Raw genomic sequence first — 23,258 nt, 5'->3', positions numbered from 1 at the left:
GGGGTCATCCCCCACCGCACCCGGGTACGGCGCCGCGGGGCGGCCCGATGCGTCGGCGGGGCCCTAGGCTCGCTGCGTGGCCTCCAGCGCCGTCGCCCTCCGGCGGGTCGTCCATCGGTACGCCCCGCCGCTGCTGGCCGTCCTGGTCGGCGTGGCCGTGTGGGCCAGCGCGACCGGTGACATCGGGGTCCGCTCGCCGCTGCCGAGCGTCATCGTGCTGCTGATCGCACTGGGCTCGGCGTGGGCCGCCGGCACGGTCCAGGCCCGCCGCTGGCCGTTGTTCCTGGCCGCGGCGGTCGGCTGGTTGGTGCTGGCCGCGGCGGCGGCCGGGGTGCTGGCGTCGTACCAGGCGGGGCTGCGGCTGCGCGGCCGCCAACTCGCCGGCTACCTCGCCGGTGCGGCGGGGGTGCTGACCGGCGGGGTGCTGGTCGGGCTGGCGGTGGGAGGCGTACGCCGGATGACCACCGCCAGCACCGGCAACGTGCTGCTGCTGGCCGCCTGCCTGGTCGGGCTCCCGTTGGTCTTCGGCCTCTGGGTGCGGGCCCGTCGGGACACGCTCGCCGCGCTGCGGGACCGGGCCGAGCGGCTGGAACGCGAGCAGGAGGCCCGCGCCGACCGGGCCCGTGCCGAGGAGCGCACCCGGATCGCCCGGGAGATGCACGACGTGGTGGCACACCGGGTCTCGCTGATGGTGGTGCACGCCGGGGCGCTGGAGGTCACCGCCGTGGACCCGGCCACCGTCGAGGCGGCCGCGTTGATCCGGACGACCGGCCGGCAGGCGCTCACCGACCTGCGCGAGGTGCTGGGTGTGTTGCGCCAGGCCGACCCGGCCGTGACGCCGGAGCGGGGGCTCGACACGGTGGACGAGTTGATCGGCGAGTCCCGTGCCGCCGGGCTGCGGGTGTCCCGGCGGGACGAGGGTGTGCCGAGGGCGCTTCCGGCGACGCTGGGGCGTACCGCGTACCGGGTGGTCCGTGAGGCGCTGACCAACGTCCGCAAGCACGCCGCCGACGCCGAGACGACGGTCTGCCTGCGCTACCTGCCCGACGGGCTGGAGGTGCTGGTCCGTAACGGCCCGTCCGAGGGCGGGTCGGCGTTGCCGGGTGCCGGGCAGGGGCTGCTCGGGCTGCGCGAGCGGGTGGAGCTGCTCGGGGGCCGGTTGGAGGCGGCCCCCGCGGACGGCGGCTTCCTGGTCCGGGCCCTGATCCCGCTGGCGGATGCGGCGTGATCCGGGTCGTGGTGGTCGACGACGAGCAGTTGGTTCGGGCCGGGCTGCGGCTGATCCTCGAGGCGGCGGAGGACATCACCGTCGTCGGTGAGGCGGCGGACGGCGCCGGCGCGCTGGAGCAGGCCCATCGGTTACGCCCCGACGTGGTGCTGCTCGATGTGCGGATGCCGGGCGTCGACGGGCTGACCGTCGCGCCCGAGGTGGTCGCCGTCGGCCCGAAGGTGATCATGTTGACCACCTTCGACCTCGACGAGTACGTGCACCGCGCGCTTCGGGCCGGCGCGGTCGGTTTCCTGCTCAAGGACACCCCGCCCCGCGAGCTGGCCGCCGCCGTCCGCACGGTGGCCGCCGGGAACGCGATGCTCGCCCCGACGGTGACCCGGCGCCTGATCAGCTCGTTCGCCGAGCGTGGTCCGGCCCGCCGGGACGCGGCCCGTGCGCGGCTCGCACCCCTGACCGAGCGGGAGTTGGCGATCGTCCGGGAGGTGGCGCGCGGGCACGGCAACGCGGAGATCGCCCGGCGGCTGACGATGAGCGAGGCCACCGTCAAGGCACACGTCAGCCGGGCGCTGGCGAAACTCCACGCGGGCAATCGGGTCCAGCTGGCCATCCTGGTGTACGACGCCGACCTGCTGTGACGGGTGTGCCCGTCAGCGTCGGGCGGCGGCGCGACGGTGCGCCTGGCGGCGCAGCCACCGGATCCCCTCCAGCCCGAACGTGACGACCAGCGAGACCCCCACGCCGACCAGCACGCCCTTCACCGGGTCACGTTCGAAGGCCAGCCCGCCGAAGTAGCCGAGCAGCCCGCAGTACAGCGCCCAGGTGACCGTCGCGATGCTGTCGTACAGCAGGAACGACCGGCGCGGATAGCCCACCGCGCCCATGGTGAGGGTGACGGCGGTCCGCCCGCCCGGCACGTACCGGCTGGTGGTCAGGATCATCCCGCCGCGTCTGTCCACCGCCCGGCGGGCCCACTCGGAGCTGGCCCGCCGGCGGCTGCCGTCGGGCAGGCGGGCCAGGCGGCGGGCACCTCCGCCCTTTCCGATGGCGTACGAGATGTGGTCGCCGACCAGCGCGCCCACGGCGGCGCTGACGATCACCAGGGTCAGGCTGGGGTGCCCTCCGCTCGCCGAGAGCACCCCCGCGGTGATCACCGCCGCCTCGCCCGGCACCGCGGGGAAGAACGCGTCGATCGCGGTGAGGCCGAAGATCACCAGGTAGACCCACGGCGACGTGACCGTCCCACGGAGGAGGTCGAGCAGGGCGTCCATTCCCTCATGCTGGCCGGGCGCGACCTGCCCGGTGGGCGAGTCGCCAGATCCCCCGGAGTTGTCAGTTGGCGCGGACCAGGGCCGGTGGGGCCAGCAGTGGGCCGTGCGGGATCTTGTCGTCGGCGGTGGGGCCGTGCGAGGTCAGCACCACCGGGGTGCCCAGCTCCGCGCGCACCGCCTCGGCCCAGTCCGCCGGTGGGTCGTCGTACACCGGGCGGGAACGCAGCAGGCGGGCGGTGAGCGCGGCCTGGCGGTCCAGGTCGCCGGGCGGGCCCGGGGTGAGCCGGTCGGTGGTGTCGTAGCGGCGGCAGATTCGCAGGTCGGGGCCGGTCAGGTCGAGGTGGGTCAGGGCCAGGCCGTCGACGCCGCCGGCCGCGGCGAGGGCGTACCGGTGGGCGACCGCGTCGAAGTGACCGAACCGGAACCGGCCCTGCCACGGGTTCGTGGCGTTGTGCGCGTCGGCGAACGGCAGACCGGGGTCCTCGGTCACCAGCGGGCCGGGCCCGTGCCGGGTGGTGACGACGCGGAGCACCCCGATCCGGGTCACGTCGCCGGGCCGGCCCGCCTCGGCCAGCAGGCTGTCGACGTTGGCGAACGTCGTGGTGCTCCAGGTGGTGTACGGGTGGAAGCCGTGCCACTCGTCGAGCAGCACCCCCTGCGCGCCCTCGAAGACGCAGGTTCCGGTGCGCAGCGCCCCGGCGAGCCAGCTGCCGTCGACGACGGCGACCCGGTCGGCGAACCCGGTGTACGCGGGCAGGCAGTCCTCGATCGGTGGCGCGTCCAGCGGGCCCAGCTCGGCGGTCAGCCGGTCCCGCAGGATGGTCAGCCTGCGGCGCAGCAGTGCCGGGTGGTGGCAGTCGGCGACCCGGGGCGCGTCGTCGGGGTGGGCGAGACCGTACGCGACGGCCTCGCCCACCCCCAGCCCGCAGGAGCCGTGCCGGTCGGCTCCCCGGGCGATCTCGCGGGCCCGGTTGGCGGCCCGGTGGTACGGGGTGGCGAGCAGTGCGTCCCCGTCGACGGTCAGCCGGTCGAGCGCGTCGGGCACCCCGACCGTCGCGAGGTGGTCGGCCTCGGCGGCCATCGCCAACGGGTCCACCACCACGTGCCGGGACAGGTGCGTACGCACACCGGGATGGAAGGTGCCCGCGCCGAACTGGGCGAACGTGTGATGCCGCCCGTCGCGCAGCACGACGTTGTGTGCCGCCTGCGCGCCCCCGTTGAAGCGGACCACCGTGTGCACCCGCCGGGTGGCGCAGAGCCAGTCCACCACGGTGCCCTTGCCGGCGTCGCCGTAGCCGAGGTCGACCACCGCCACGTGGTTCACAGCCGGGTCACCCCGCTGGCCGTGTCGGTGAACGCCGGCAGCGTCGACACCTCGGCCCGCCGCTCCCGGCCGAGACGGGCCAGCGCCTTCGACACGGTCCCGGTGGCGCCGGAGCCGGCGCGGTCCAGGTCGCGCAGGCCCTCGTCCAGGTTGATGGCCTGCTCGCCGAGGCCGATGGTGAGCGCGATGGTCTCGCAGACCGCGTCGAGGTCGTCGAGCACGATGGCGTTCTGCCCGAGCAGGTCCCGCCAGAAGTCGAGCACCGTGGCGTTGCCGGAGTAGTGGCTGCCGGTGGGGAGCAGGTAGTAGGTGTCCCAGCGCCGGGTCACCTCGTCGACGACCTGCCGCAGCGGCACGTCCTCGGAGAGGTCGTCCCCGATCAGGCCGGCCACCTCCCGGGCCTTCACCCGCTGGTACGCCAGCTCGTCGCCGATGATGAACAGGTAGCCGCGCCGGCCGCGCTTCTCCCAGTTGTCGGTGACCGTGTGCCGGGCCATGAAGTACATGGCCAGCTCGTACGACTCGCTCATCTGACCGCCGCCACCGCCCTCCAGCACGATCCGGCCGAGGTCGTCGTCCATCCGGTTGTCCGACTCGAACTGGCCCACCTGCAACGGCACCCGGTCGCAGGTGGCGTCGCCGATGGCACCGAACATGATCTGCGGGTCGCTGGCGTAGCCCTGCCGCTGCAACAGCCCGAGCAGTTGCGGCAGCTTGGTCTGCAGGACCCGCGGCACCGTGCGCATCGAGCCGGTCACGTCGAAGAGCACCGCGACGGGGGTCGACCGGGGGTGCTCGGCGGAGTCGCGGCTCTCGCGGGTCGCGTCCCTGGGGTCGAGCGCGGGGTGCACGGTGCGCGCCCCGCTGTCGCTGTAGGAGAAGGCGCTCCTACCGGTGGACCGGCGGTAGCGGTCGGCGGCGTCGTACACGTCGGTGGACCAGATTCCACTGCCCATGACAGCTCCTTAGGGGGTGAGGGTGAAGGGTCGGAAGGTGCGGGGCCCGTAGAGCCGGTCCAGCACCTGGTCGAGTTCGCGCAGCAGCCGCCAGGCGTCGTCGGGCCGGGCGCTCAGCGACCGTTGCCGGCAGCCCTGCGCGAAGGTGTGCAGCTCGCGGGGGGCGCGCGGACCCATCAGCCAGCTCATGCAGTGGCTGGCCGTCGCGATGTCGGTGCCCGGCCCGCACGGCTGCTTCGTGAGGACTTCCTCCGGGTCCCAGCCGTGGCCGGGGACCACCGCCGGGATGGTGCCGCCGACCGCCGCGGAGAAGCACCAGTCGATCAGCACCACGCCGTGGGCGTCCGGCTCGATCAGCACGTGTCGGGGCAGGACCGCGCCGTGCACCACGCCCGCCCGGTGGGCCAGGCCGAGCACGACCAGCAGCCGCCGCCACATCCAGGCGACGTCCCGGGCGTCCAGCCCGTCGGGGTACGCGCGCCGCACCTCGTCGAGGTCGTGCAGGCCGGGTGCGGTGGCGATCACGTTGATCCGCCGTTCCGCGCCGGTGGCGGCGTCGCGGTGCCGGAACTCGTCGACCAGCCGGGGCACGTACGGCAGGTAGCGCGGGTCGCCGCGCTCGGCGATGGTGCGCAGGGCGTGCGCCTCGCGGGCCATCAGGTCGTTGTCGGTGGACCGCCGGGGGAGCTTCAGCAGCCGGTCGTCGCCGACGTCGTAGAGGTCGGCGAGGTCACCCGAGTGGGCCGGCGTGCCGAGCCGGTAGTCGCCGAGGACTGTCGTCTGCCGGGCCTGCCACCGGGTGGTGACGTGGATGAACGCGTTGGTGGCTTCGGCGCGTACCCCGGGGTCTGTCGGCAGCCGGTCGGGGTGCAGGGCCGCGACCAGCTCGCGGTAGCGGCGGGCCGGCTGGTCGGTGCCGAACAGGTCGGCGTCGGTGCGGGCGGCCGTGACCAGGTCGATGGCCTCGGTGGTCCTCATCGCACCGTCTCCTCGCGGGCCGGTCGCAGCAGCGCCGGGTGCAGCAGCCGGGCGTCGCCGGCCCGGTAGAGCCGGGCCCGGGGACCACCCCGCGCGCCGCCGCGTTCGGTGCTGGCTCCGGTGCTCTCCACGAAGCCCGGCACGGAGAGCACCTTGCGGTGGAAGTTGCCGGCGTGCAGCGGGTGCCCCCAGACCGTCTCGTAGACGGCGCGCAGCTCGCTGATGGTGAACTCGGCGGCGAGGAAGCGGGTGGCGAGCGGGGTGTACTCCACCTTGGAGCGGGCCCGTTCCAACGCGTCGTCGATGATCCGGCCGTGGTCGAAGGCGAGCTGCCGGCTGGTCAACGCGGTCACCGGCAGCCAGATCGCGTCGTCGGCGTCGCTGCCGGCGGCCGGGTCCGGCAGGTCGGGGGCGAACGCGAGGTGGGCGATCGAGACGACCCGCATGCGGGGGTCGCGGTCGGGAGCGCCGTAGCTGCCCAACTGCTCCAGGTGTACGCGGCGCAGCGCCTCGCCGCCGAGCCCGGTCTCCTCGGCCAGCTCCCGTCCGGCGCCGGCGGTCAGGTCCTCGTCGGGGCGGACGAAGCCCCCGGGCAGCGCCCAGTGCCCGGCGAAGGGTGCCTCCCCGCGCCGGATCAGCAGCAGGTGCAGTGCGCCGTCGCGGATGGTCAGCGCCACCACGTCGACGGTCACGGCGACCGACGGATAGGCCCGGGGGTCGTACGCGGCCAGGAACTCCTGCTCGTTCATCGCGTCTCTCTCACCTTGAGAACATCTCGCTATGAGAACAACTTAGCGTAGAAGCGCGCGCCTGCCAAGGGCAGCGGCGACTCAACGCACGAGACCCGCCAGGTGCGGTCGGCCGCGGGAGTCGTGCACTGTGAACACCCCGTCGGGCAGGAGCGCGAAGCTCACCGTGCTCGGCAGCGGTACGGGCAGCTTGAAGGCGACCTCGACGGTGTACGCATCCGGCAGTCGGGCCTCCAGCGCGGCGAGGCAACGCGCCTTGCTCCACATGCCGTGCGCGATCGGCCGACGGAAACCGAACAGCCGCGCTCCGAGTCGGGACGTGTGGATCGGGTTGTGATCGCCGGAAACCCGCGCGTACTCCGCACCGACGCGCGGTTCCACCCGCCACCGAGCGGTGGGCGTCGGCGCTGCGGCCCGTTCACCGGGATCGCGCCCGCCCGGCTTGCCCTCCCGACCGAGGTACGTCGAGACGCCACGCCACACCTCCGTCCCGTCGACCGAGCCGACCAGCACCACGTCCACCTGCCGCCCCCGGTCGTGGGGGCGCAGGTTCTCCGCGTACGTGGTGAAGTCGAGGGTTTCGTCGGCGGTGATCGGGCGGTGCGTGGTGATCCGGTTGCCGATGTGCACCAGGCCGAGCAGCGGGATGGGGAAACCCGGTGCCGTCATCAGCCGCAGGGCCAGTGGAAAGCCCATGACGTGCGGAAACGTCGCCGGCAGCCGATCGCTGAGCCGGAAGGAGCAGACCCGGTCGTAGTCGGCCAGTTGCGCCCGGTCGACGGCCACCCCAGCCACTGTCAACTCGACAGCCGGCAGGTCGGAGCCCCGTCGCCCACGGCCGAGACCCGGTAGCGCGCCGAGCAACGCCCGCCGGTGCAACGCCCCGGCCGCCGGCATCCGGGCCAGTTCGACAGGGGCACGACCACCCGACGGCCGGAGCGCCGCGGCCACGGTCCCCGCCGTCAGCGCCTCGGTCGGCCCGTCGATCAGCTCGTGCAGCGACAGGTCGTCGTCCGGCTCATTCGTTCCCCGCATCACGCCCCCAACAGGCTCTGGCCGCAGACCCGGACCACGTTTCCGCTGACCGCGCCGCTGGCCGGCCAGGCCAGCCAGCCGATCGTCTCGGCGACGTCCACCGGCAACCCGCCCTGGGCCAGGCTGTTCATCCGCCGTCCCGCCTCGCGGACCACCAGCGGGATGCGTGCGGTCAGCCGGGTCTCGATGAAACCCGGGGCCACCGCGTTGACGCTGATCCCGCGCTCGCGCAGGGCCGGCGCGAGCGAGTCGACCAGCCCGATCACGCCGGCCTTGCTGGTGGCGTAGTTGGTCTGCCCCCGGTTGCCGGCGATCCCGGCGATCGACGAGACCGAGATGATCCGCCCACCGGCCGGGATCAGCTCCCGCTCCAGCAGTACGTCGTTGATCCGTTCCTGACTGGAGAGGTTGACGTCGATCACCTGGTCCCACCGGTCGGCGTCCATCCGGCCCAACGTCTTGTCCCGGGTGATGCCGGCGTTGTGCACCACCACGTCGACCCGGCCGTGCCGGCCGGCCAGGTGCTCCGCGAGTCGGCTCGGCGCGTCCGGCGCGGTCAGGTCGAGTTGGACGGCGGTGCCGCCGATGTCGTTCGCCACGGCGGCGAGCGCGTCACCGGCGGCCGGGATGTCCAGGGCCACCACCTTCGCGCCGTCACGGGCGAGCACCTTCGCCAGCGCGGCGCCGATGCCCCGTGCGGCGCCGGTGACCAGCACGACCTGCCCGTCCAACGGGCGGTCCCAGTCGGTCGGGACGCTCGCCGTGCCGCCGCCGACCCGGATGACCTGCCCCGACACGTACGCCGAGCGGCCGGACAGCAGGAACCGGAGGGTCGATTCGAGGCTCGTGACGGTGCCGGCGGCGTCGCTGTCGCGGGCGACGTGGACGAGTTGCGCGGTGGTGCCCCGGCCGAACTCCTTGCCGATGCTGCGGACCAGCCCGTCGAGGGCGCGCTGGGCGGTCGCCTCGCGAGGTGTCGGGCACTCCTGCGGCGGGGTGCCCAACACGATCACCCGGCCGCTGGGCAGCACGGCCCGAGCCTGCGGGTGGAAGAAGTCGTAGAGCTGACGCAGCTCGGTCGAGTCGGTGATCCCGGTGGCGTCGAAGAGCAGCGCCCCGTACCGCTGCGAGGTGGCGGCGGCCGGGTCGGCCAGCTCGATCCCGGCGGCGGTGAGGATCCTGGTGACCGGCTCGGCGAGCCGGCCGCCGGTGGCCGCGCCGAGCAGGGCCGGGCCGGCCAGCAGCGGGTCGCCGGGGTGGTGCCGGCGCAGTCGGGGCGGGTCGGGCAGCCCGAGGCGCTTGACCAGCGCGCGGCCGGCGGCCGATTGGACGAAGCTCGCGTACCTGTCGGTCATGGGCGTAGCCTACTGGCGAGTAGGGTTCGAGCAAACACATGTCGAGGAGGCGGATCGTGCAGAGCATCCGGCGGGTCGCGGTCATCGGGGGCAACCGCATCCCCTTCGCCCGCTCCAATTCCCGCTACGCGGACGCGTCGAACGCGGACCTGCTCGGCGCGGCGCTCGACGGCCTGATCGCCCGCTACGGGCTGGCCGGACAGCGCATCGGCGAGGTGGTCACCGGGGCGGTGCTCAAGCACTCCCGCGACTTCAACCTCACCCGTGAGGTGGTCCTCGGCTCCCGACTCGACCCCCACACCCCGGCGTACGACATCCAGCAGGCCTGCGGCACCGGCCTGGAGGCGACCATCCTGGTCGCCAACAAGATCGCCCTCGGTCAGCTCGACGTGGGCATCGCCGGCGGTGTCGACACCACCTCCGACGCCCCGCTCGGCGTCAACGAGGAGATGCGCCGCACGCTGCTCAAGCTCAACTCGGCCCGTACGCTGGGCGAACGGCTCAAGATCGCGGCGAGGCTGCGCCCGTCGCAGCCGTTCAAGCCGGAGATCCCGCGCAACGCCGAGCCGCGTACCGGGCTGTCCATGGGTGACCACGCCGCCCGGACCGCAGTCCGCTGGCAGATCGACCGGCGCTCCCAGGACGAGCTGGCGCTGCGCTCACACCAGCGCCTCGCCGCCGCGTACGACAGGGGCTTCTTCGACGACCTGATGACGCCGTACCTGGGGCTCACCCGGGATGCGAACCTGCGCCCGGACAGCAGCCTGGAGAAGCTCGCCTCGCTGAAGCCGGTCTTCGGCACCCGTGGCCCGGACGCCGAGCACGCCACCATGACGGCCGGCAACTCGTCACCCCTCACCGACGGCGCGTCCACCGTGCTGCTGGCCAGCGAGGAGTGGGCGGCGGCGCACCACCTGCCCGTGCTGGCCTGGTTCAGCTGGTCGGAGACGGCGGCGGTGGACTTCGTGCACGGCGACGAGGGGTTGCTGATGGCACCCGCGTACGCGGTGCCCCGGATGCTGGCCCGTGCCGGGCTGACGTTGCAGGACTTCGACTACTACGAGATCCACGAGGCGTTCGCGTCGCAGGTGCTGGCCACCCTCGCCGCCTGGGAGTCGCCGGAGTTCGCCAAGGACCGGCTCGGCCTGGACGCGCCGCTCGGCGCTGTCGACACCGACCGGCTCAACGTCAACGGGTCGTCGCTGGCCGCCGGGCATCCGTTCGCCGCCACCGGCGGGCGCATCGTGGCGACCCTGGCGAAGCTGCTGGCCGAGCGGGGCAGCGGGCGTGGGCTGATCTCCATCTGTGCCGCCGGTGGTCAGGGCGTGACCGCCATCCTGGAGCGCTGAACGGAGCGTGCACAGCGACGCCCGCCGGACCCGAGGGTCTGGCGGGCGTCGCCGTGCGGGTAACGGCTCAGCCGAGGGTGAACCTTTCCCAGGTGCTGATGACCGAGCCGTTGGCGATCAGTGGCTTGCTGCCCGCGCCGTCCGCGCTGACGTACTTGTTGTTGATGGCGGCCTTGAAGCTGACAGTGCCGTCGCTGCTGCGGACCATTGTGAACCGCTCCCAGGTGCTGGCCGTCGGTGCGTTCGCGATCAGCGGCTTGGCGCCAGCGCCGTCGGCGGACACGAAGTGGTTGTTGACCCGGGCGAGAAGGCCGACCTGCCCGTTGCCGAGATCCACCACGTCGAACCGCTCCCAGGTGCTGGCGGTCGCCGCGCTCGCGATCAACGGCTTGGCCCCCGCGCCGTCGGCGCTGACGAAGCGACCGTTGACCTTGGCCTTCAGCGACCGGTTCGCGTCCGGTACGACGACCAGGAGGAACTTCTCCCAGGTGCTGATGGAGGGCCGGCTGGCGCTCAGCGGAATGGCGCTGTTGACGTCTGCGGTCACGTACTTGCTGGTGATGGGGATCTGGAGGCTGATGGTGCCGTCGCCGTTGCGCACCAACGTGAACGTCTCGTATACGCCCACGCTCACGCTGTCCGCCGTCAACGTGGCGAGGTCGGCCTGGGCGACGGCGACGTAGCGACCGACCGCCCGGGAGAAGAGAGCGACCTTGCCGTTACCGGCGTCCGCCAGGTCGAACTGCGCGATGGTGTTCGGTTCGGCCTGGTTCGGTCGAAGCCCGAAGCTCTTCTCGTAACTCACGTAGCGGCGGTTGGACAGGGCGCGCAGACCGACGGTCCCGGTCGGCCGCAGCATGCTGATCTGCCTGCTGTAAGTCCCCGACCGACCGTCGGTGCCAGTGACCGTGACGGCGATCTGGTAAGCGCCCGGGTTCGCGTAGGTGTGCGAGGCGACCGGGGTCGTCTGGGTGACGGTGCTGCCGTCGCCGAACGAGAACCGGTAGGACTCGATCGGGTTGAAGCCGGGGAGGGAGGCGGACGCGTCCAGAGTCACCGAGCGCGCCTGGATGTTCATGGCGACGTCGAACCGCACCTCCGGGCTCCGGAGGGCTTCGATGGTGCCACGGTCGGCGTACGTGATCGGGCCGGCGCCGGTGTTCGGCACGCCCGGATCGTCGACCCGCGGCGCGCCGCCGCGGGCGAGGGTCGGGTAACCGGGGGCGGCCGAGTTCGCCGAGTCGATGTTGTCCCGCGCCTGCCTCGTCTCGCGGTCGTGTGCGGCCTGGCCGGAGGCGGCCCGGAACGCGGCCAGCGACATCCGGGTGTTCCAGGCGTAGATCTGCGGTGAGTTGCTGTCGTAGTGGTCCGCGTTGTTGTAGTCGACCACCGTCTTCCCGACGGCACCGCCGTAGACGCCGATCTCGACCCCGTCCAGCGCCGCATTGGAGCAGTAAGCCAGATCGAAGTGACCGTTCAGAGCGAGCACGTTGTTCTGGACGGAGACTCCGGACGAGGCGCCGTCGACGCGGATGCCGTCCTGGCAGCGGTCCTTGATGGTGTTGTTGGCGATGGCCGTGCCGGTGGCCCCGTTGTTGTGCACGCCGTGGCCGGCGCCCCCGGAAATCACGTTGTTGGCCACCACGGTGCCGGCCGCGGTGGGCCCGAGCGCGATCGCCGCGTTGGTGAAGCCGGCGATGCTGCCACCGATGTACGAGTTGCGCGGACCGTCGATCCGGACGCCGATCGTGTTGTCGGAAAGGATGTAGTTGGCATAGCCCTGCACGCTCGTGTCCTGGATGGCCACGTCACTGCTGGCGGCGTCCATGGTGATGCCGGCGCTGGCGGTCAACCCACTGACGGTGATCTTCGACAGGCTCGAGCTGGTCACGCCGGCGAACCGGATCACCGGTGACGTCGCGGGTATGTTCAGGCCGTAGGTGCCGCCCCGGATGGTGAGGCCCGAGGAGTTGCGTGCGTCCAGGGCCGGCACCTCGGACCCGACGACGCGGAGGTTCTGGAGCACCACGTCGTGCTGGCCGTCGATCACGAAGCCGGCCGTCGCGCCGACCAGGGTCGCCGCGGAGGTGGAAGTGGTGACGAAAGTTACCGGCTGCTCGGGGGTGCCGGACGTGCCGATCGTGACGCGCTCCGGGTAGTTGCCGCCGCCGATGTCGACGGTCTGCCCGCCGGTGACGATCGCCGCTGCGGCTCCGATGGTGCAGAACGGCTGCTCCAAGGTGCCCGGGTACTGGTCGGAGCAGTTGGCGGGGGGATTCTGCCGGACGTAGAGCGTCGTCGGAGCGGCCGCCTGGGCGGGCAGCGCGGTGCCCACCAGGGTGCCACTTGTCAGTAAAGCGGTCGCGAGACCGGCGAAGAAGGATTTGCGCATGCTGGCCTCGAGAAGGAGGAGGATCCGGCGACGCCGGAGGTCAGATAGGGGTGATTCTGCATGATCGACAAGTGCGGTGCTGACCTGGGTGACAAAACGGCCACCCGTCTCGTGACCGTCCGCCTGACCGCCTCCGTCACCGTCTGACAAGCTGCGCTGAGCCGTACGCGGCGACGCCCGCCAGACCGTGCGGTCTGGCGGGCGTCGAGGTGGTGATCCGGCTCAGCCGAGGGTGAACTTCTCCCAGGTGCTGACGGCCGGGCCGTTGGCGATCAGCGGCTTGCTGCCCGCGCCGTCGGCGCTGACGTACTTGCTGTTGATGCCGGCCTTGAAGCTGACCGTGCCGTCGCTGTTGCGGACCATGGTGAACTTCTCCCAGGTGCTGACGGCCGGGCCGTTGGCGATCAGCGGCTTGGTGCCCGCGCCGTCGGCGGACACGAAGTGGCTGTTGGCGCGGGCGAAGAGGGCGATCTGACCACTACCGAGGTCGGCGATGTCGAACCGCTCCCAGCTGCCGATAGTCGCCGCGCTCGCGATCAGCGGCTTCACCCCGGCACCGTCGGCCATCACATAGCGGCCGTTCACGCTGGCCTTCAGCGACCTGTTCGCGTCGGCGACCGGCACCTGGGCGAACTTCTCCGAGGCGCTGATGGTGGACCGGCTGGCGCTCATCGAGACGGCGCCGCTGGCATCGGCGGTGACGTACAGGTTGTTGCTGGCCTTGAGGCTGACGGTGCCGTCACTGTTGCGCACGACAGCGAACTTCTCCGGCGTGCCGACCACCTGACCCGCGGCGTTCAGGGACTCGTTGGCCGACTGCGTGACGTAGCGGCCGTTGGACCGCGCGACGAGGGCCACCTGGCCGTTGCCGGCGTCCGCGAGGTCGTACTGCGCGGCGGCGGTCAACCCGGCCTGGTTCGGCAGGAGAGCCGACGCGGATGTTCCCACGTAGCGACGGTTCGACATCGCGAGCAGGCCCACCGAAGCGGTGCGCCGCAGCACGCTGACCTGCTCGGTGCTGCTGCCGGTCAGGCCGTCGGTTCCGGTGGGGCTGACGGTGACGTTGTAGGTGCCCGGCGTGGCGTACTTGTGTGTGGCGATCGGACTGGAGTGGGTGGTGGAGATTCCGTCGCCCCAACTGATCTGGTAATCACGGATCGGGACGAAGCCCGGCGTCGAGGCGGAGGCGTCCACCCTGACCGTGCTCGTGGCGAGGTCCACTGTGGCGTCGAAGGACGACACCGGGTGTTTGATGGACTCCGTGGTGCCACGGTCGGCGTACGCGATCGGGCCGGCACCGGTGTTCGCCACGGCCGGATCGTCCCGGCGCGGCTTGCCGTTGGTGTCAAGCTCCTGGTAGCCGGGTGCCGTCGAGTTCGCCGAGTCGACGTTCTCCCGGACATCCGAGGTGTACCGGTCGTGTGCGGCCTGCCCGGAGACGGTGCGGAACTGGGCGAGACCCATCCTGGTTCCGTTCCACGAGTAGCCGGTCCCGGACGCGGACTGGTGCCAGGTGTTGTTGTAATCGATCACGGTGCCGCTCAGCGCGGCGTCGTGGACCGCGATCTCAGCGCCCTCGGGAGCCTGCGGGTCGCAGTAGCCCTGGTTGAAGGCGGCGTTGTTGCGGAGCACGCTGTTCTGCACCGAGACCTGCGACGATGCACCGTCGACCCGGATGCCGCCCAGGCAGCGGTCCTGGATCTCGTTGTTGGCGATGGCCGTGCCCACGGCTCCGCGGTTGTGGATGCCGTATCCGATCCCGCCCATGATCCGGTTGTTGGCGATCACCGTCCCGGCGGCGGCCGGGCCCACCGAGATGGCAGCTCCGGAGAAGCCGGCGACGTCGCCGTCGATGATCGTGTTCTGTGGCCCGTCGACTCGAATGCCCACGCCATCGGCTGCGACGTGTTTCGGGTCGGTCGCCACCAGTGAGTCCTCGACGAGCACCTCGCTGGTGGACGCATCCATGGTCACGCCGCCGGCCAGCGCCGTCCCGCTGGCGACGAGTTGTTCCAGCGCCGCCACCTGCACATTGGCGAGCCGGATGGCGGGTGCGGTCGCGACGTTCGCCATCGTGAATGTGCCGCCCGCGATCATGATGTTCGAGGCGTTACGCAGATCGAGGGCGGGTACGTCGATTGACCCGCGGACATTGATGTCTTCGATCTGGATGTCGTGCTGGCCGTCGATGACCAGGCCCGCGTTCGGGCCGACGAGCGTCACCGGTGCGCTGGTGGTCCGGGCGCTGAAGGCGATCCGCGCTTCTGGTGTGCCGGAGCTGGTGACGGTGACGCGCTCGGCGTAGGTGCCGCCTTCGATAAAGACTGCCCCGGGGGCCTTCACCACGGCGGCTGCGGCACCGATCGTGCAGAACGGCGTGTCGGGGGAGCCGGGCCCCTGGTCGGAGCAGTTCGCGTCGGCCTGCTTGACGTACAGAATCATCACAGGGTCGTCTGCCTGGGCGGGTGCGCCCGTGGCCAGGAGGGTGCCGCCGGTCACCGCGATCGCGGTGAGGCCGGCGAGGGATCTTCTACGCATGCAAGCCCTCTGTCGTGAAATGGGATTCGGCTTCGCCGGAGATCAGATGGAGACCATGATCCGATACCGGCTGGTAGCTGTGCCGCCCCGGGCGACAAAACGGCCACCGGGCCCCACCGGCACCCGCCCTGGCCTGCTGGCCGCACGGGCCGCCGGGTAGGAGAGAATGAGGCACGTGACGACGATCCCCAACGTGCTCGCCAACCGGTACGCCTCGCCCGAACTGGTCGCCCTCTGGTCCCCCGAGGAGAAGGTCCGGATGGAGCGGCGGCTCTGGCTCGCCGTTCTCCGCGCTCAGCGCGACCTGGGAGTGCCGGTGCCGGACGGCGTGGTCGAGGCGTACGAGCGGGTGCTCGACCAGGTGGACCTCGCCTCGATCGCCGAGCGGGAGCGGGTCACCCGGCACGACGTGAAGGCCCGGATCGAGGAGTTCAGCGCGCTCGCCGGGCACGAGCACGTGCACAAGGGGATGACCTCCCGTGACCTCACCGAGAACGTCGAGCAGCTCCAGGTGCGCGCGTCGCTGGAGCTGATCCGTGACCGGGTGGTGGCCACCCTGGCCCGGTTGGCCTGGCTGGCCCACGAGCACTCCGAGCTGGTGATGACCGGCCGGTCGCACAACGTGGCGGCGCAGGCCACCACGTTGGGCAAGCGCTTCGCGTCGGCGGCGGAGGAGCTGCTGATCGCGTACGAGCGGCTGGAGGAGCTGATCGCCCGCTACCCGCTGCGGGGGATCAAGGGACCGGTCGGCACGGCCGCCGACCAGCTCGACCTCTTCGACGGTGACGCCGACAAGGTGGCCGAACTGGAGCGGCGGGTCGCCGAGCACCTGGGCTTCTCCCGGGTGCTGGACAGCGTCGGGCAGGTCTACCCGCGCTCGCTCGACTTCGACGTGCTGGCCGCACTGGCCCAGACGGCCGCCGCGCCGTCGTCGCTGGCCACCACGATCCGGTTGATGGTCGGTCAGGAGCTGGCGACCGAGGGCTTCAAGCCGGGTCAGGTCGGCTCCAGCGCGATGCCGCACAAGATGAACACCCGTTCCTCGGAGCGGGTGAACGGCTTCGCCGTGATCATCCGGGGTTACCTGTCGATGGTCGGCGAGCTGGCCGGTGACCAGTGGAACGAGGGGGACGTGTCCTGCTCGGTGGTCCGCCGGGTGGCACTGCCGGACGCGTTCTTCGCCGCCGACGGGCTGTTCCAGACGTTCCTCACCGTGCTCGACGAGTTCGGCTCGTACCCGGCTGTGATCAACCGGGAGCTGGAGCGCTTCCTGCCGTTCCTGGCCACCACGAAGATCCTGGTCGCGGCGGTCCGGCGAGGCGTCGGCCGGGAGGTCGCCCACGAGGTGATCAAGGAGCACGCGGTGGCGGTGGCCCTGGCGATGCGCGAGAAGGGCTCACCGGAGAACGACCTCTTCGACCGCCTGGCGGCGGACGGCCGACTCGGCCTGTCCCGCGCCGACATCGACACCCTGGTCGCCGACCGCAACGCCTTCGTGGGCGCCGCCCAGGCCCAGGTGGCAGCCGTGACGAGCCGCATCACTTCCGTGGTGACCGCCCACCCGAACGCCGCCACCTACAGCCCACCCCCCATCCTCTAACCCCGCCCCACCCGGCCCCTGGCCTCCCGGGGCTGTTGATCATGAAGTTGTTGCCACGACACGCCGATTGGGGTGGCAACAACTTCATGATCAACGAGGCCGAGGGTCCGGGCCAGGGGTGAGGGGTTGGGGGTTATTCGCCGGTTGGGGTTTCGGCTGCGGTGCGGAGGGTCGGGGCGCTGGCGGGTTCGGCGATGCCACCGAGAGATTCGGCGAAGGCCGGGTCGGTGGCGGTCTCCGCCGCGACCGCCGGCTGGTCGGCCGGCATGACCTCGGGCATCTTGGGTACGGCGACCACTGCCGTCCCGTACGCGCAGATCTCCATCCACATCTCGCCGCAGTCCCGGCTGTCGAACCGCATGCCGATCACCGCGTTCGCGCCGATCCGGAGGGCCTCCTCGCCGAGGCGGGTCACCGAGTCGGTGCGCCACCGGGTCAGGTTGTCCGGGGCCATCGGGTCGTACGCGCCACCACGCAGGTTCTTCACACCCTCGCGGTACGGGTTGCGCGTCCTGGCCATCGATGACACCACCTCACCGAGAATCTGGCGGATCTCGTAGCCGGGCAGTTGCTCTGTCGTCACGACCAGCACGTTTCCGATGCTGTCAGGAGTGGCCCGACCCGATCGGGTGCATTGTTCACCTGATCGGATGCTGCAAAACGGCGCGGCGCGGACGGTCGGCACGGGGCCGACCATCCGCACCGAGCGGGGCGCTAACCGTCAGACACCGGCCACCGAGGTGATCCAGGCCCGGTTGTACGCGACGCTGCCGTAGTTCTGGATGCTCGACCCGTCGGCGGTGGAGGCGACGCCGACCTGCTGACCGTTGTAGAACTGCGGGCCACCGGAGTCGCCGCGCCACGCGTTGCCGTTGATCCTGGTGCTGCGGATCGCCTGGCCGCCGTACGCGTCGGTGACGCCGTTGCTGGTCACCCGGACGGTGGCGGTCTTCAACTGGGTGGACGCCGAGCAGCCGCTGTAGCAGGTCATGCCCCAGCCGTAGATCGAGTTCGTCGAGTTGATCGGCGGGTTGCTGCTGGCCAGGCTCACCGCGGAGGTGCTGACGGTGCTGGAGAGCCGCATGAGCGCGAGGTCGTAGCGGGTGTAGGTGGCGCTGACCGTGCGGGTGACCCCGCCGGAGGTGCGGTTCACGCTTCCGACGCGTACCGACATCGTGCCGCTGATGCAGTGCCGGGCGGTGAGCACCCACTGCGCGGCGATGACGCTGCCGGAGCAGGTGAACGAGCCGTTGCTGAGCACCGCGGCGGCCCAGGGCGCGGACGAGACGGTCTCGCCGCCGATGATGGGTTGCGGGCCGGCGGGGGCGGCGGACGCGGCGGACGTGACGCCGAGGGCGCCGACCAGCGCGGTGCTGAGTACGGCGAGCAGGGGGCGGATGCGCATCGGGTGGACTCCTTGGACGGGGCGGGCCCGGGGTCGCCGGGTGCGGGTGGCGCCGGACGGCGGGGGTTCCCGACGCCAGCAAATCGACTTACGTCGATGTACTGTAGGGCGCGACGCGATCGTTATCAAGGAGGTGATCGAGGTTGCCCAATGTAACGATTCGGCCACCCACTGCGCCGTATATGTCCTGCTAGGGCCACCTGTAGCGCCTGACGTGTCACCCTGAGCGTCAGTAATGTCGATCACTGCCTGAGCGGCACCCGGCCGGTGCGTCCGCGGCGATATCTGCCAGGTACGCTGGCTGCGCTCGCCCATTTGTGGGTCGGCACCCAACTGCGTACACAGTCAGGAGTGCCCAGTGCCTCGCGTCGTCGTCGACGTCATGCTCAAGCCCGAGATCCTTGATCCGCAGGGCCAGGCCGTCGCAAACGCGCTGCCCCGGCTCGGCGTCAGTGATGTCGCCTCGGTTCGGATCGGCAGGCGCATCGAGATCGAGTTCACCGGTGAACCGGACCTGGACCGCGCCCGGGAGATTGCCGACAAGCTGCTCGCCAACCCCGTCATCGAGGACTTCACCGTCCGCGTGGTCGAGGCCGACGAGACCGCGGACGCCCGCTCGTGACCGCCCGGGTCGGTGTCGTCACCTTCCCCGGCTCGCTCGACGACGGGGACGCGGCCCGGGCTGTCCGGATCGCCGGCGCTGAGCCGGTCCGGCTCTGGCACGGCGACCCGGATCTGCACGGCGTCGACGCCGTCGTCCTGCCCGGTGGGTTCTCCTACGGTGACTACCTGCGGTGCGGTGCCATCGCCCGGTTCGCCCCGGTGATGGAGACGATCGTGGACGCCGCCCAGGGTGGTCTGCCGGTGCTGGGCATCTGCAACGGCTTCCAGATCCTCTGCGAGGCGCACCTGCTGCCCGGCGCGCTCACCCGCAACCAGCACCTGCACTTCCGCAACCGGGACCAGGTCCTGCGCATCGAGTCGGCCGGGACGGCGTGGACCAACGCGTTCCAGCCCGGCCAGGAGGTGCTCATCCCGGTCAAGAACGGCGAGGGCTGCTACGTCGCGGACACCGCGACGCTGGACCAGCTCGAAGCCGAGGGCCGGGTGGTCGCCCGCTACCTCGGCGGCAACCCCAACGGCTCCCAGCGGGACATCGCCGCGATCACCAACGCCGCCGGCAACGTGGTCGGCATCATGCCGCACCCCGAGCACGCCGTAGAGGCGCTCACCGGCCCTTCGCTGGACGGCCTCGGCTTCTTCACATCGGTCCTCAAGCACCTGGTCGGGGCGCCGGCATGAGTGCGAGGAGCGGCTTCGGCGGGCACCAGCGCAGCGAGGAGAGGTCATGACCACCCATCCGGATCCGGTACGGGACACGCCGGAGGCGTACTCCGCCCCGGCGCAGCCGGCCGAGCCGAGCCCCGCGCAGCCGGCCGCACCGGCGACCGCTCCCGCCCAGCCGGCCGCCGCCGTCTGGGCCGAGGGCGTGGACACCGTGCCGCGCGCCGGTGGCACCCCGGGCGAGCTTCAGCCGTACACCGAGCTTGGTCTGCGCGACGACGAGTACGACCGGATCCGGCAGATCCTCGGCCGCCGGCCCACCCAGTCCGAGCTGGCGATGTACTCGATCATGTGGAGCGAGCACTGCTCCTACAAGTCGAGCAAGGTGCACCTGCGCCAGTTCGGCGAGAAGGCCCCGCAGAGCGACCGGCTGCTGGCCGGCATCGGTGAGAACGCCGGTGTCGTGCAGATCTCCGACGAGCTGGCGGTGACCTTCAAGGTCGAGTCGCACAACCACCCGAGCTTCGTCGAGCCGTACCAGGGCGCGGCGACCGGCGTCGGTGGCATCGTCCGGGACATCCTCGCCATGGGCGCCCGCCCGATCGCGGTGATGGACCCGTTGCGTTTCGGTGCCGCGGACCACCCGGACACCGCCCGGGTGCTCACCGGCGTGGTCGCCGGCGTCGGCGGCTACGGCAACTGCCTGGGCCTGCCCAACATTGGTGGTGAGCTGGTCTTCGACCCCTCCTACCAGGGCAACCCGCTGCTCAACGCGCTCTGCCTGGGCGTGCTGCCGGTCAACCGGTTGCAGAACAAGGCCGCAGCCGGTCCGGGCAACGTTGTCGTTCTGATGGGTGCCAAGACCGGCCGCGACGGCATCGGCGGCGTGTCGGTGCTGGCCAGCGCGACCTTCGACGAGGGCAGCGAGGCACGTCGACCCGCTGTGCAGGTCGGCGACCCGTTCACCGAGAAGCTGCTGATCGAGGCGTGCCTCGAGCTGTACGACGGCCAGCTGGTCGTCGGCATCCAGGACCTCGGCGGCGCCGGCCTGACCTGCGCGCTCACCGAGACCGCCGCCGCGGCCGGCACCGGCATGCGGGTCTGGCTGGAGCGGGTGCCGCTGCGCGAGCCCTCGATGGACCCGCACGAGATCCTGGCCAGCGAGTCGCAGGAGCGGATGCTGCTGGTCGTCGAGCCGGAGAAGCTCGACGCGGTGCTCAAGACCTGCGAGAAGTGGGGTGTTCTCGCCACCGCGATCGGTGAGGTCACCGCACCGGAGCCGGACGGCCGCCCGGGTCGACTGCTGATCACCTGGCAGGACCACCTGGTGGTCGACGTGCCGCCGGGTTCGCTCGTCGACGACGGCCCGGTCTACGCCCGGCCGATGCGTGAGCCGGCCGACCTGATCCTGCTCCAGGCCGACCGGGCCGAGACGCTGCCGCGCCCGGCCGACCCGGACGCGCTGCGGGAGACCGTGCTGCGCATGATCGCGTCGCCGAACCTGGCCGACAAGACCTGGGTCACCGAGCAGTACGACCGCTACGTGCTGGGCAACACCGTGCTCGCCCAGCCGGAGGACGGCGGCGTGATCCGGCTCGACGAGCGGACCGGTTTGGGCGTGGCGCTGTCGGTGGACGGCAACGGCCGGTACACCCGACTCGACCCGTACAACGGCGCCAAGCTGGCCCTGGCCGAGGCGTACCGGAACGTGGCGGTGACCGGTGCCAAGCCGATCGCCGTGACCGACTGCCTCAACTTCGGCTCCCCGGAGGACCCGGGCGTGATGTGGCAGTTCGCCGAGGCCGTCCGCGGCCTGGCGGACGGCTGCCTGGAGCTGGGGATCCCGGTGACCGGCGGCAACGTCAGCTTCTACAACCAGACCGGCGCGGCGGCCATCCACCCGACCCCGGTTGTCGGTGTGCTGGGTGTGCTGGACAACGTCGCGGACCGGGTGCCGATGGGCTTCGTGCCCCGCGGCGGCGGCGACCACGACCAGCTCTACCTGCTCGGCGAGACGAACGTGGAGCTGTCCGGCTCGGAGTGGGCCTGGGTGACGCACGAGCACCTCGGAGGCATTCCGCCGCAGGTCGACCTGCTCCGCGAGAAGGCGCTCGCCGAGCTGCTGGCCGAGGCGGCCCGGGTGGGTCACCTCAGCTCGGCACACGACCTCTCCGACGGTGGCCTCGCCCAGAGCCTGGTCGAGTCCTGCCTGCGTCGCGGCGTCGGTGCCCGGGTCGCGGTGCCGGAGCAGTTCGCCGAGGGCTCGATGCCGTTCGTCTACCTGTTCAGCGAGTCCGCCACGCGGGCGCTGGTCTCGGTGCCGCGCGGCCACGACAAGGCGTTCGCGGCGCTCTGCGCCGAGCGGGGCGTGCCGTTCGAGCTGATCGGCGTCACCGACCCGTCCGGCGGGGCGCTCGAGGTGCACGGGCAGTTCCGGATCGGCCTGGACGAGCTGCGTACCGCGCACACCGAGACGTTGCCGCGCCTCTTCGGGGGTACGGCGGCCGTCGAGGTGCCCGCGCCGGCCGCCGGCGTGGCGGGTGCGGTCGAGGCCGTTCCGCTGCCGGGCGAGCCGGCCGAGCCGGTCGACGCGGCCGAGGTGGTCTCCGAGCCGATCGCATCCTCGGGTCCGTCTCCGGAGACCGGCGCGGTCGAGCCGATCGGGTCGGAGCAGCCGGGCGAGGTGTCCGAGTCTGACTCCGGTGTCACCGAGCCGTCGCCTGACGAGCGCTGAGGCGTTGACGGCCGCCGTCTACGGCCAACCCGGATCGGGTGCCCGGTTCGACTGGGGGCTGACCGGTGCGGCCGAACTCGGCCGGGTCTGCGCGGCGCTGGTGGTGGTGGACGTTCTCTCGTTCACCACCGCCGTGGAGGTGGCGGTCGCCCGGGGGATGCGGGTGCACCCGTTCCCCTGGGGTGAGCAGGCGGCCGAGTACGCCGTCCGGGTGGGTGCGACCGCCGCGGTCGGGCGACGGCAGACGACCACGGACCATCCGTGGTCGCTCTCGCCCGCCGCGCTGAGCAGCGCACCGGTGGTGGCTGACCTTGTGCTGCCCTCCCCGAACGGCTCGGCCATCAGCGCCGCCGCCAGCGCCACCGGCCTGCCGGTGGTCGCGGCGTGCCTGCGCAACGCGCGCGCCGTCGGGCAATGGCTGCGCCGCCAGGGGTACGGCACGCTCGACGCCCCGATCGGCGTGATCGCCTCGGGGGAACAGTGGCCGGACGGGTCGCTGCGACCGTCGGTGGAGGACCAACTCGGTGCCGCCTCGGTGCTGGACGCCCTCTCCGGTGTGCCCGGTGGGCTCTCGGTGGAGGCGGCCATGGCGCTCGCCGCGCTGGCGAGCACCCCGGATCTGCCCGCCGCGGTGCGCGGCAGCGTCTCCGGACGGGAGTTGACCGAGAGCGGCTTCGCCGCGGACGTGGACGTCGCCGTCCGGATCGGCGTGTCCGACGTCGTGCCGGTGCTCCGTCAGGGCGTCTTCTCCGCCGCCTGACCGCGCTGGCTCCGCGCCGGACCGCGCCTGGTCTGCGCTGACCGCGCCGGACCGCGCCTGGTGTCGCTGACCGGGCGCTGTGATCAACTCGGCTTCCCGGAGGTCGCGGTGTCGCGGTCTTCGGGATGGCCCGACTTCACTGATCGCGAGTGGGTCTTGCAGCGAAAACGGCCACCCGGATCTCCGGGTGGCCGTTTTCGCCGTGCTGTGGTGGGGGTCAGTCGTCCAGCCAGTCGAGGCGGCGACCGCCGCGCTCGGTCGGCGGCGGGGTGTCCGGGCGGTTCCGCCCGCCGGGCTGGC

19 protein-coding genes are annotated in these 23,258 nt (G+C 71.9%); 8 read left to right on the top strand and 11 right to left on the bottom strand.

Annotated elements, in window-relative coordinates; all coding sequences use genetic code 11:
* The first annotated feature begins 76 nt into the window (after positions 1-76).
* Positions 77-1,228, top strand: a complete 1,152-nt coding sequence (locus AB0877_RS03070) for a histidine kinase (protein WP_366606072.1) — start codon at positions 77-79, stop codon at positions 1,226-1,228.
* Positions 1,225-1,866: a response regulator transcription factor gene (locus AB0877_RS03065; RefSeq protein WP_366606070.1), complete on the top strand. Its 642-nt coding sequence runs from the start codon at positions 1,225-1,227 to the stop codon at positions 1,864-1,866. The genes AB0877_RS03070 and AB0877_RS03065 overlap by 4 nt, the downstream gene beginning before the upstream one ends.
* Before the next feature lie 12 nt (positions 1,867-1,878).
* Here AB0877_RS03065 and AB0877_RS03060 read toward each other — a convergent pair whose 3' ends face one another.
* The 7 genes from AB0877_RS03060 to AB0877_RS03030 form a co-directional block, all read right to left on the bottom strand.
* On the bottom strand, positions 1,879-2,499 hold the full coding sequence (locus AB0877_RS03060; RefSeq protein ID WP_366606068.1) for a DedA family protein: 621 nt from the start codon (positions 2,497-2,499) through the stop codon (positions 1,879-1,881).
* A gap of 61 nt (positions 2,500-2,560) precedes the next feature.
* Positions 2,561-3,823, bottom strand: coding sequence for an adenylosuccinate synthetase (locus AB0877_RS03055; RefSeq protein WP_366606066.1), 1,263 nt, complete (start codon positions 3,821-3,823; stop codon positions 2,561-2,563).
* Positions 3,820-4,779 carry a hypothetical protein gene (locus tag AB0877_RS03050; protein WP_366606065.1) on the bottom strand — a complete coding sequence of 320 codons (960 nt, stop codon included), beginning with the start codon at positions 4,777-4,779 and terminating at the stop codon, positions 3,820-3,822. Before AB0877_RS03050 ends, AB0877_RS03055 begins: the two co-directional genes overlap by 4 nt.
* 9 nt (positions 4,780-4,788) lie before the next feature.
* The gene (locus tag AB0877_RS03045) at positions 4,789-5,757 is read right to left on the bottom strand and encodes a serine/threonine protein kinase (protein WP_366606064.1); all 969 of its coding nucleotides are present in this window, start codon (positions 5,755-5,757) and stop codon (positions 4,789-4,791) included.
* On the bottom strand, positions 5,754-6,506 hold the full coding sequence (locus AB0877_RS03040) for an NUDIX domain-containing protein (RefSeq protein WP_366606062.1): 753 nt from the start codon (positions 6,504-6,506) through the stop codon (positions 5,754-5,756). Before AB0877_RS03040 ends, AB0877_RS03045 begins: the two co-directional genes overlap by 4 nt.
* An 81-nt stretch (positions 6,507-6,587) precedes the next feature.
* Positions 6,588-7,403, bottom strand: a complete 816-nt coding sequence (locus AB0877_RS03035) for a MaoC/PaaZ C-terminal domain-containing protein (protein WP_366606198.1) — start codon at positions 7,401-7,403, stop codon at positions 6,588-6,590.
* A gap of 137 nt (positions 7,404-7,540) precedes the next feature.
* Positions 7,541-8,896, bottom strand: coding sequence for a 3-oxoacyl-ACP reductase (locus AB0877_RS03030; RefSeq protein ID WP_366606060.1), 1,356 nt, complete (start codon positions 8,894-8,896; stop codon positions 7,541-7,543).
* A 56-nt stretch (positions 8,897-8,952) separates the two neighbouring features.
* Between AB0877_RS03030 and AB0877_RS03025 the strand changes: the two genes are divergently transcribed.
* Positions 8,953-10,245 carry an acetyl-CoA C-acetyltransferase gene (locus tag AB0877_RS03025; RefSeq protein ID WP_366606058.1) on the top strand — a complete coding sequence of 431 codons (1,293 nt, stop codon included), beginning with the start codon at positions 8,953-8,955 and terminating at the stop codon, positions 10,243-10,245.
* A 67-nt stretch (positions 10,246-10,312) separates the two neighbouring features.
* On the opposite strand, the gene AB0877_RS03020 is transcribed toward AB0877_RS03025, so the two are convergent.
* Together AB0877_RS03020 and AB0877_RS03015 are read right to left on the bottom strand one after the other, a co-directional pair.
* Positions 10,313-12,637: a PKD domain-containing protein gene (locus AB0877_RS03020; protein ID WP_366606056.1), complete on the bottom strand. Its 2,325-nt coding sequence runs from the start codon at positions 12,635-12,637 to the stop codon at positions 10,313-10,315.
* Between the two features lie 222 nt (positions 12,638-12,859).
* Complete coding sequence (locus AB0877_RS03015; RefSeq protein ID WP_366606054.1) at positions 12,860-15,175, bottom strand: PKD domain-containing protein; 2,316 nt, start codon at positions 15,173-15,175, stop codon at positions 12,860-12,862.
* A gap of 175 nt (positions 15,176-15,350) precedes the next feature.
* Here AB0877_RS03015 and purB point away from each other — a divergent pair, with 175 nt between their 5' ends.
* Complete coding sequence (purB, locus tag AB0877_RS03010; protein ID WP_366606052.1) at positions 15,351-16,775, top strand: adenylosuccinate lyase; 1,425 nt, start codon at positions 15,351-15,353, stop codon at positions 16,773-16,775.
* 133 nt (positions 16,776-16,908) lie between these two features.
* Here the strand turns inward: purB and AB0877_RS03005 are convergent, their stop codons facing one another.
* Both AB0877_RS03005 and AB0877_RS03000 read right to left on the bottom strand, forming a co-directional pair.
* Positions 16,909-17,472 carry a YbjQ family protein gene (locus AB0877_RS03005; RefSeq protein WP_366606196.1) on the bottom strand — a complete coding sequence of 188 codons (564 nt, stop codon included), beginning with the start codon at positions 17,470-17,472 and terminating at the stop codon, positions 16,909-16,911.
* A 24-nt stretch (positions 17,473-17,496) separates the two neighbouring features.
* The gene (locus tag AB0877_RS03000) at positions 17,497-18,180 is read right to left on the bottom strand and encodes a trypsin-like serine protease (RefSeq protein WP_366606051.1); all 684 of its coding nucleotides are present in this window, start codon (positions 18,178-18,180) and stop codon (positions 17,497-17,499) included.
* A gap of 358 nt (positions 18,181-18,538) precedes the next feature.
* Here AB0877_RS03000 and purS point away from each other — a divergent pair, with 358 nt between their 5' ends.
* The 4 genes from purS to AB0877_RS02980 are packed head-to-tail and all read left to right on the top strand — an operon-like array spanning position 18,539 to position 22,958.
* Positions 18,539-18,802 carry a phosphoribosylformylglycinamidine synthase subunit PurS gene (gene purS, locus AB0877_RS02995; RefSeq protein ID WP_091624745.1) on the top strand — a complete coding sequence of 88 codons (264 nt, stop codon included), beginning with the start codon at positions 18,539-18,541 and terminating at the stop codon, positions 18,800-18,802.
* Positions 18,799-19,482: a phosphoribosylformylglycinamidine synthase subunit PurQ gene (gene purQ / locus AB0877_RS02990; RefSeq protein ID WP_366606049.1), complete on the top strand. Its 684-nt coding sequence runs from the start codon at positions 18,799-18,801 to the stop codon at positions 19,480-19,482. The genes purS and purQ overlap by 4 nt, the downstream gene beginning before the upstream one ends.
* 46 nt (positions 19,483-19,528) lie before the next feature.
* Positions 19,529-22,198 (top strand): phosphoribosylformylglycinamidine synthase subunit PurL, encoded by a 2,670-nt coding sequence (purL, locus tag AB0877_RS02985; RefSeq protein ID WP_366606047.1) that lies wholly within the window; start codon positions 19,529-19,531, stop codon positions 22,196-22,198.
* Between the two features lie 4 nt (positions 22,199-22,202).
* Positions 22,203-22,958 carry a 2-phosphosulfolactate phosphatase gene (locus tag AB0877_RS02980; protein ID WP_366606194.1) on the top strand — a complete coding sequence of 252 codons (756 nt, stop codon included), beginning with the start codon at positions 22,203-22,205 and terminating at the stop codon, positions 22,956-22,958.
* Positions 22,959-23,258 lie beyond the last annotated feature (300 nt).

The organism is Micromonospora sp. NPDC047644 (assembly GCF_040704315.1).
Taxonomy (GTDB): Bacteria; Actinomycetota; Actinomycetes; order Mycobacteriales; family Micromonosporaceae; genus Micromonospora.
This window is presented reverse-complemented; position numbering and strand designations above follow the sequence as displayed.

Bases quoted from the DNA above. Each gene is read 5' to 3' on its own strand.
- AB0877_RS03060 (WP_366606068.1), bottom strand. From the start codon at position 2,499: ATGGACGCCCTGCTCGACCTCCTCCGTGGGACGGTCACGTCGCCGTGG.
- AB0877_RS03050 (WP_366606065.1), bottom strand. From the start codon at position 4,779: ATGGGCAGTGGAATCTGGTCCACCGACGTGTACGACGCCGCCGACCGC.
- AB0877_RS03045 (WP_366606064.1), bottom strand. From the start codon at position 5,757: ATGAGGACCACCGAGGCCATCGACCTGGTCACGGCCGCCCGCACCGAC.
- AB0877_RS03040 (WP_366606062.1), bottom strand. From the start codon at position 6,506: ATGAACGAGCAGGAGTTCCTGGCCGCGTACGACCCCCGGGCCTATCCG.
- AB0877_RS03035 (WP_366606198.1), bottom strand. From the start codon at position 7,403: ATGCCGGCGGCCGGGGCGTTGCACCGGCGGGCGTTGCTCGGCGCGCTA.
- AB0877_RS03030 (WP_366606060.1), bottom strand. From the start codon at position 8,896: ATGACCGACAGGTACGCGAGCTTCGTCCAATCGGCCGCCGGCCGCGCG.
- AB0877_RS03020 (WP_366606056.1), bottom strand. From the start codon at position 12,637: ATGCGCAAATCCTTCTTCGCCGGTCTCGCGACCGCTTTACTGACAAGT.
- AB0877_RS03015 (WP_366606054.1), bottom strand. From the start codon at position 15,175: ATGCGTAGAAGATCCCTCGCCGGCCTCACCGCGATCGCGGTGACCGGC.
- AB0877_RS03005 (WP_366606196.1), bottom strand. From the start codon at position 17,472: ATGGTCGGCCCCGTGCCGACCGTCCGCGCCGCGCCGTTTTGCAGCATC.
- AB0877_RS03000 (WP_366606051.1), bottom strand. From the start codon at position 18,180: ATGCGCATCCGCCCCCTGCTCGCCGTACTCAGCACCGCGCTGGTCGGC.
- purL (WP_366606047.1), top strand. From the start codon at position 19,529: ATGACCACCCATCCGGATCCGGTACGGGACACGCCGGAGGCGTACTCC.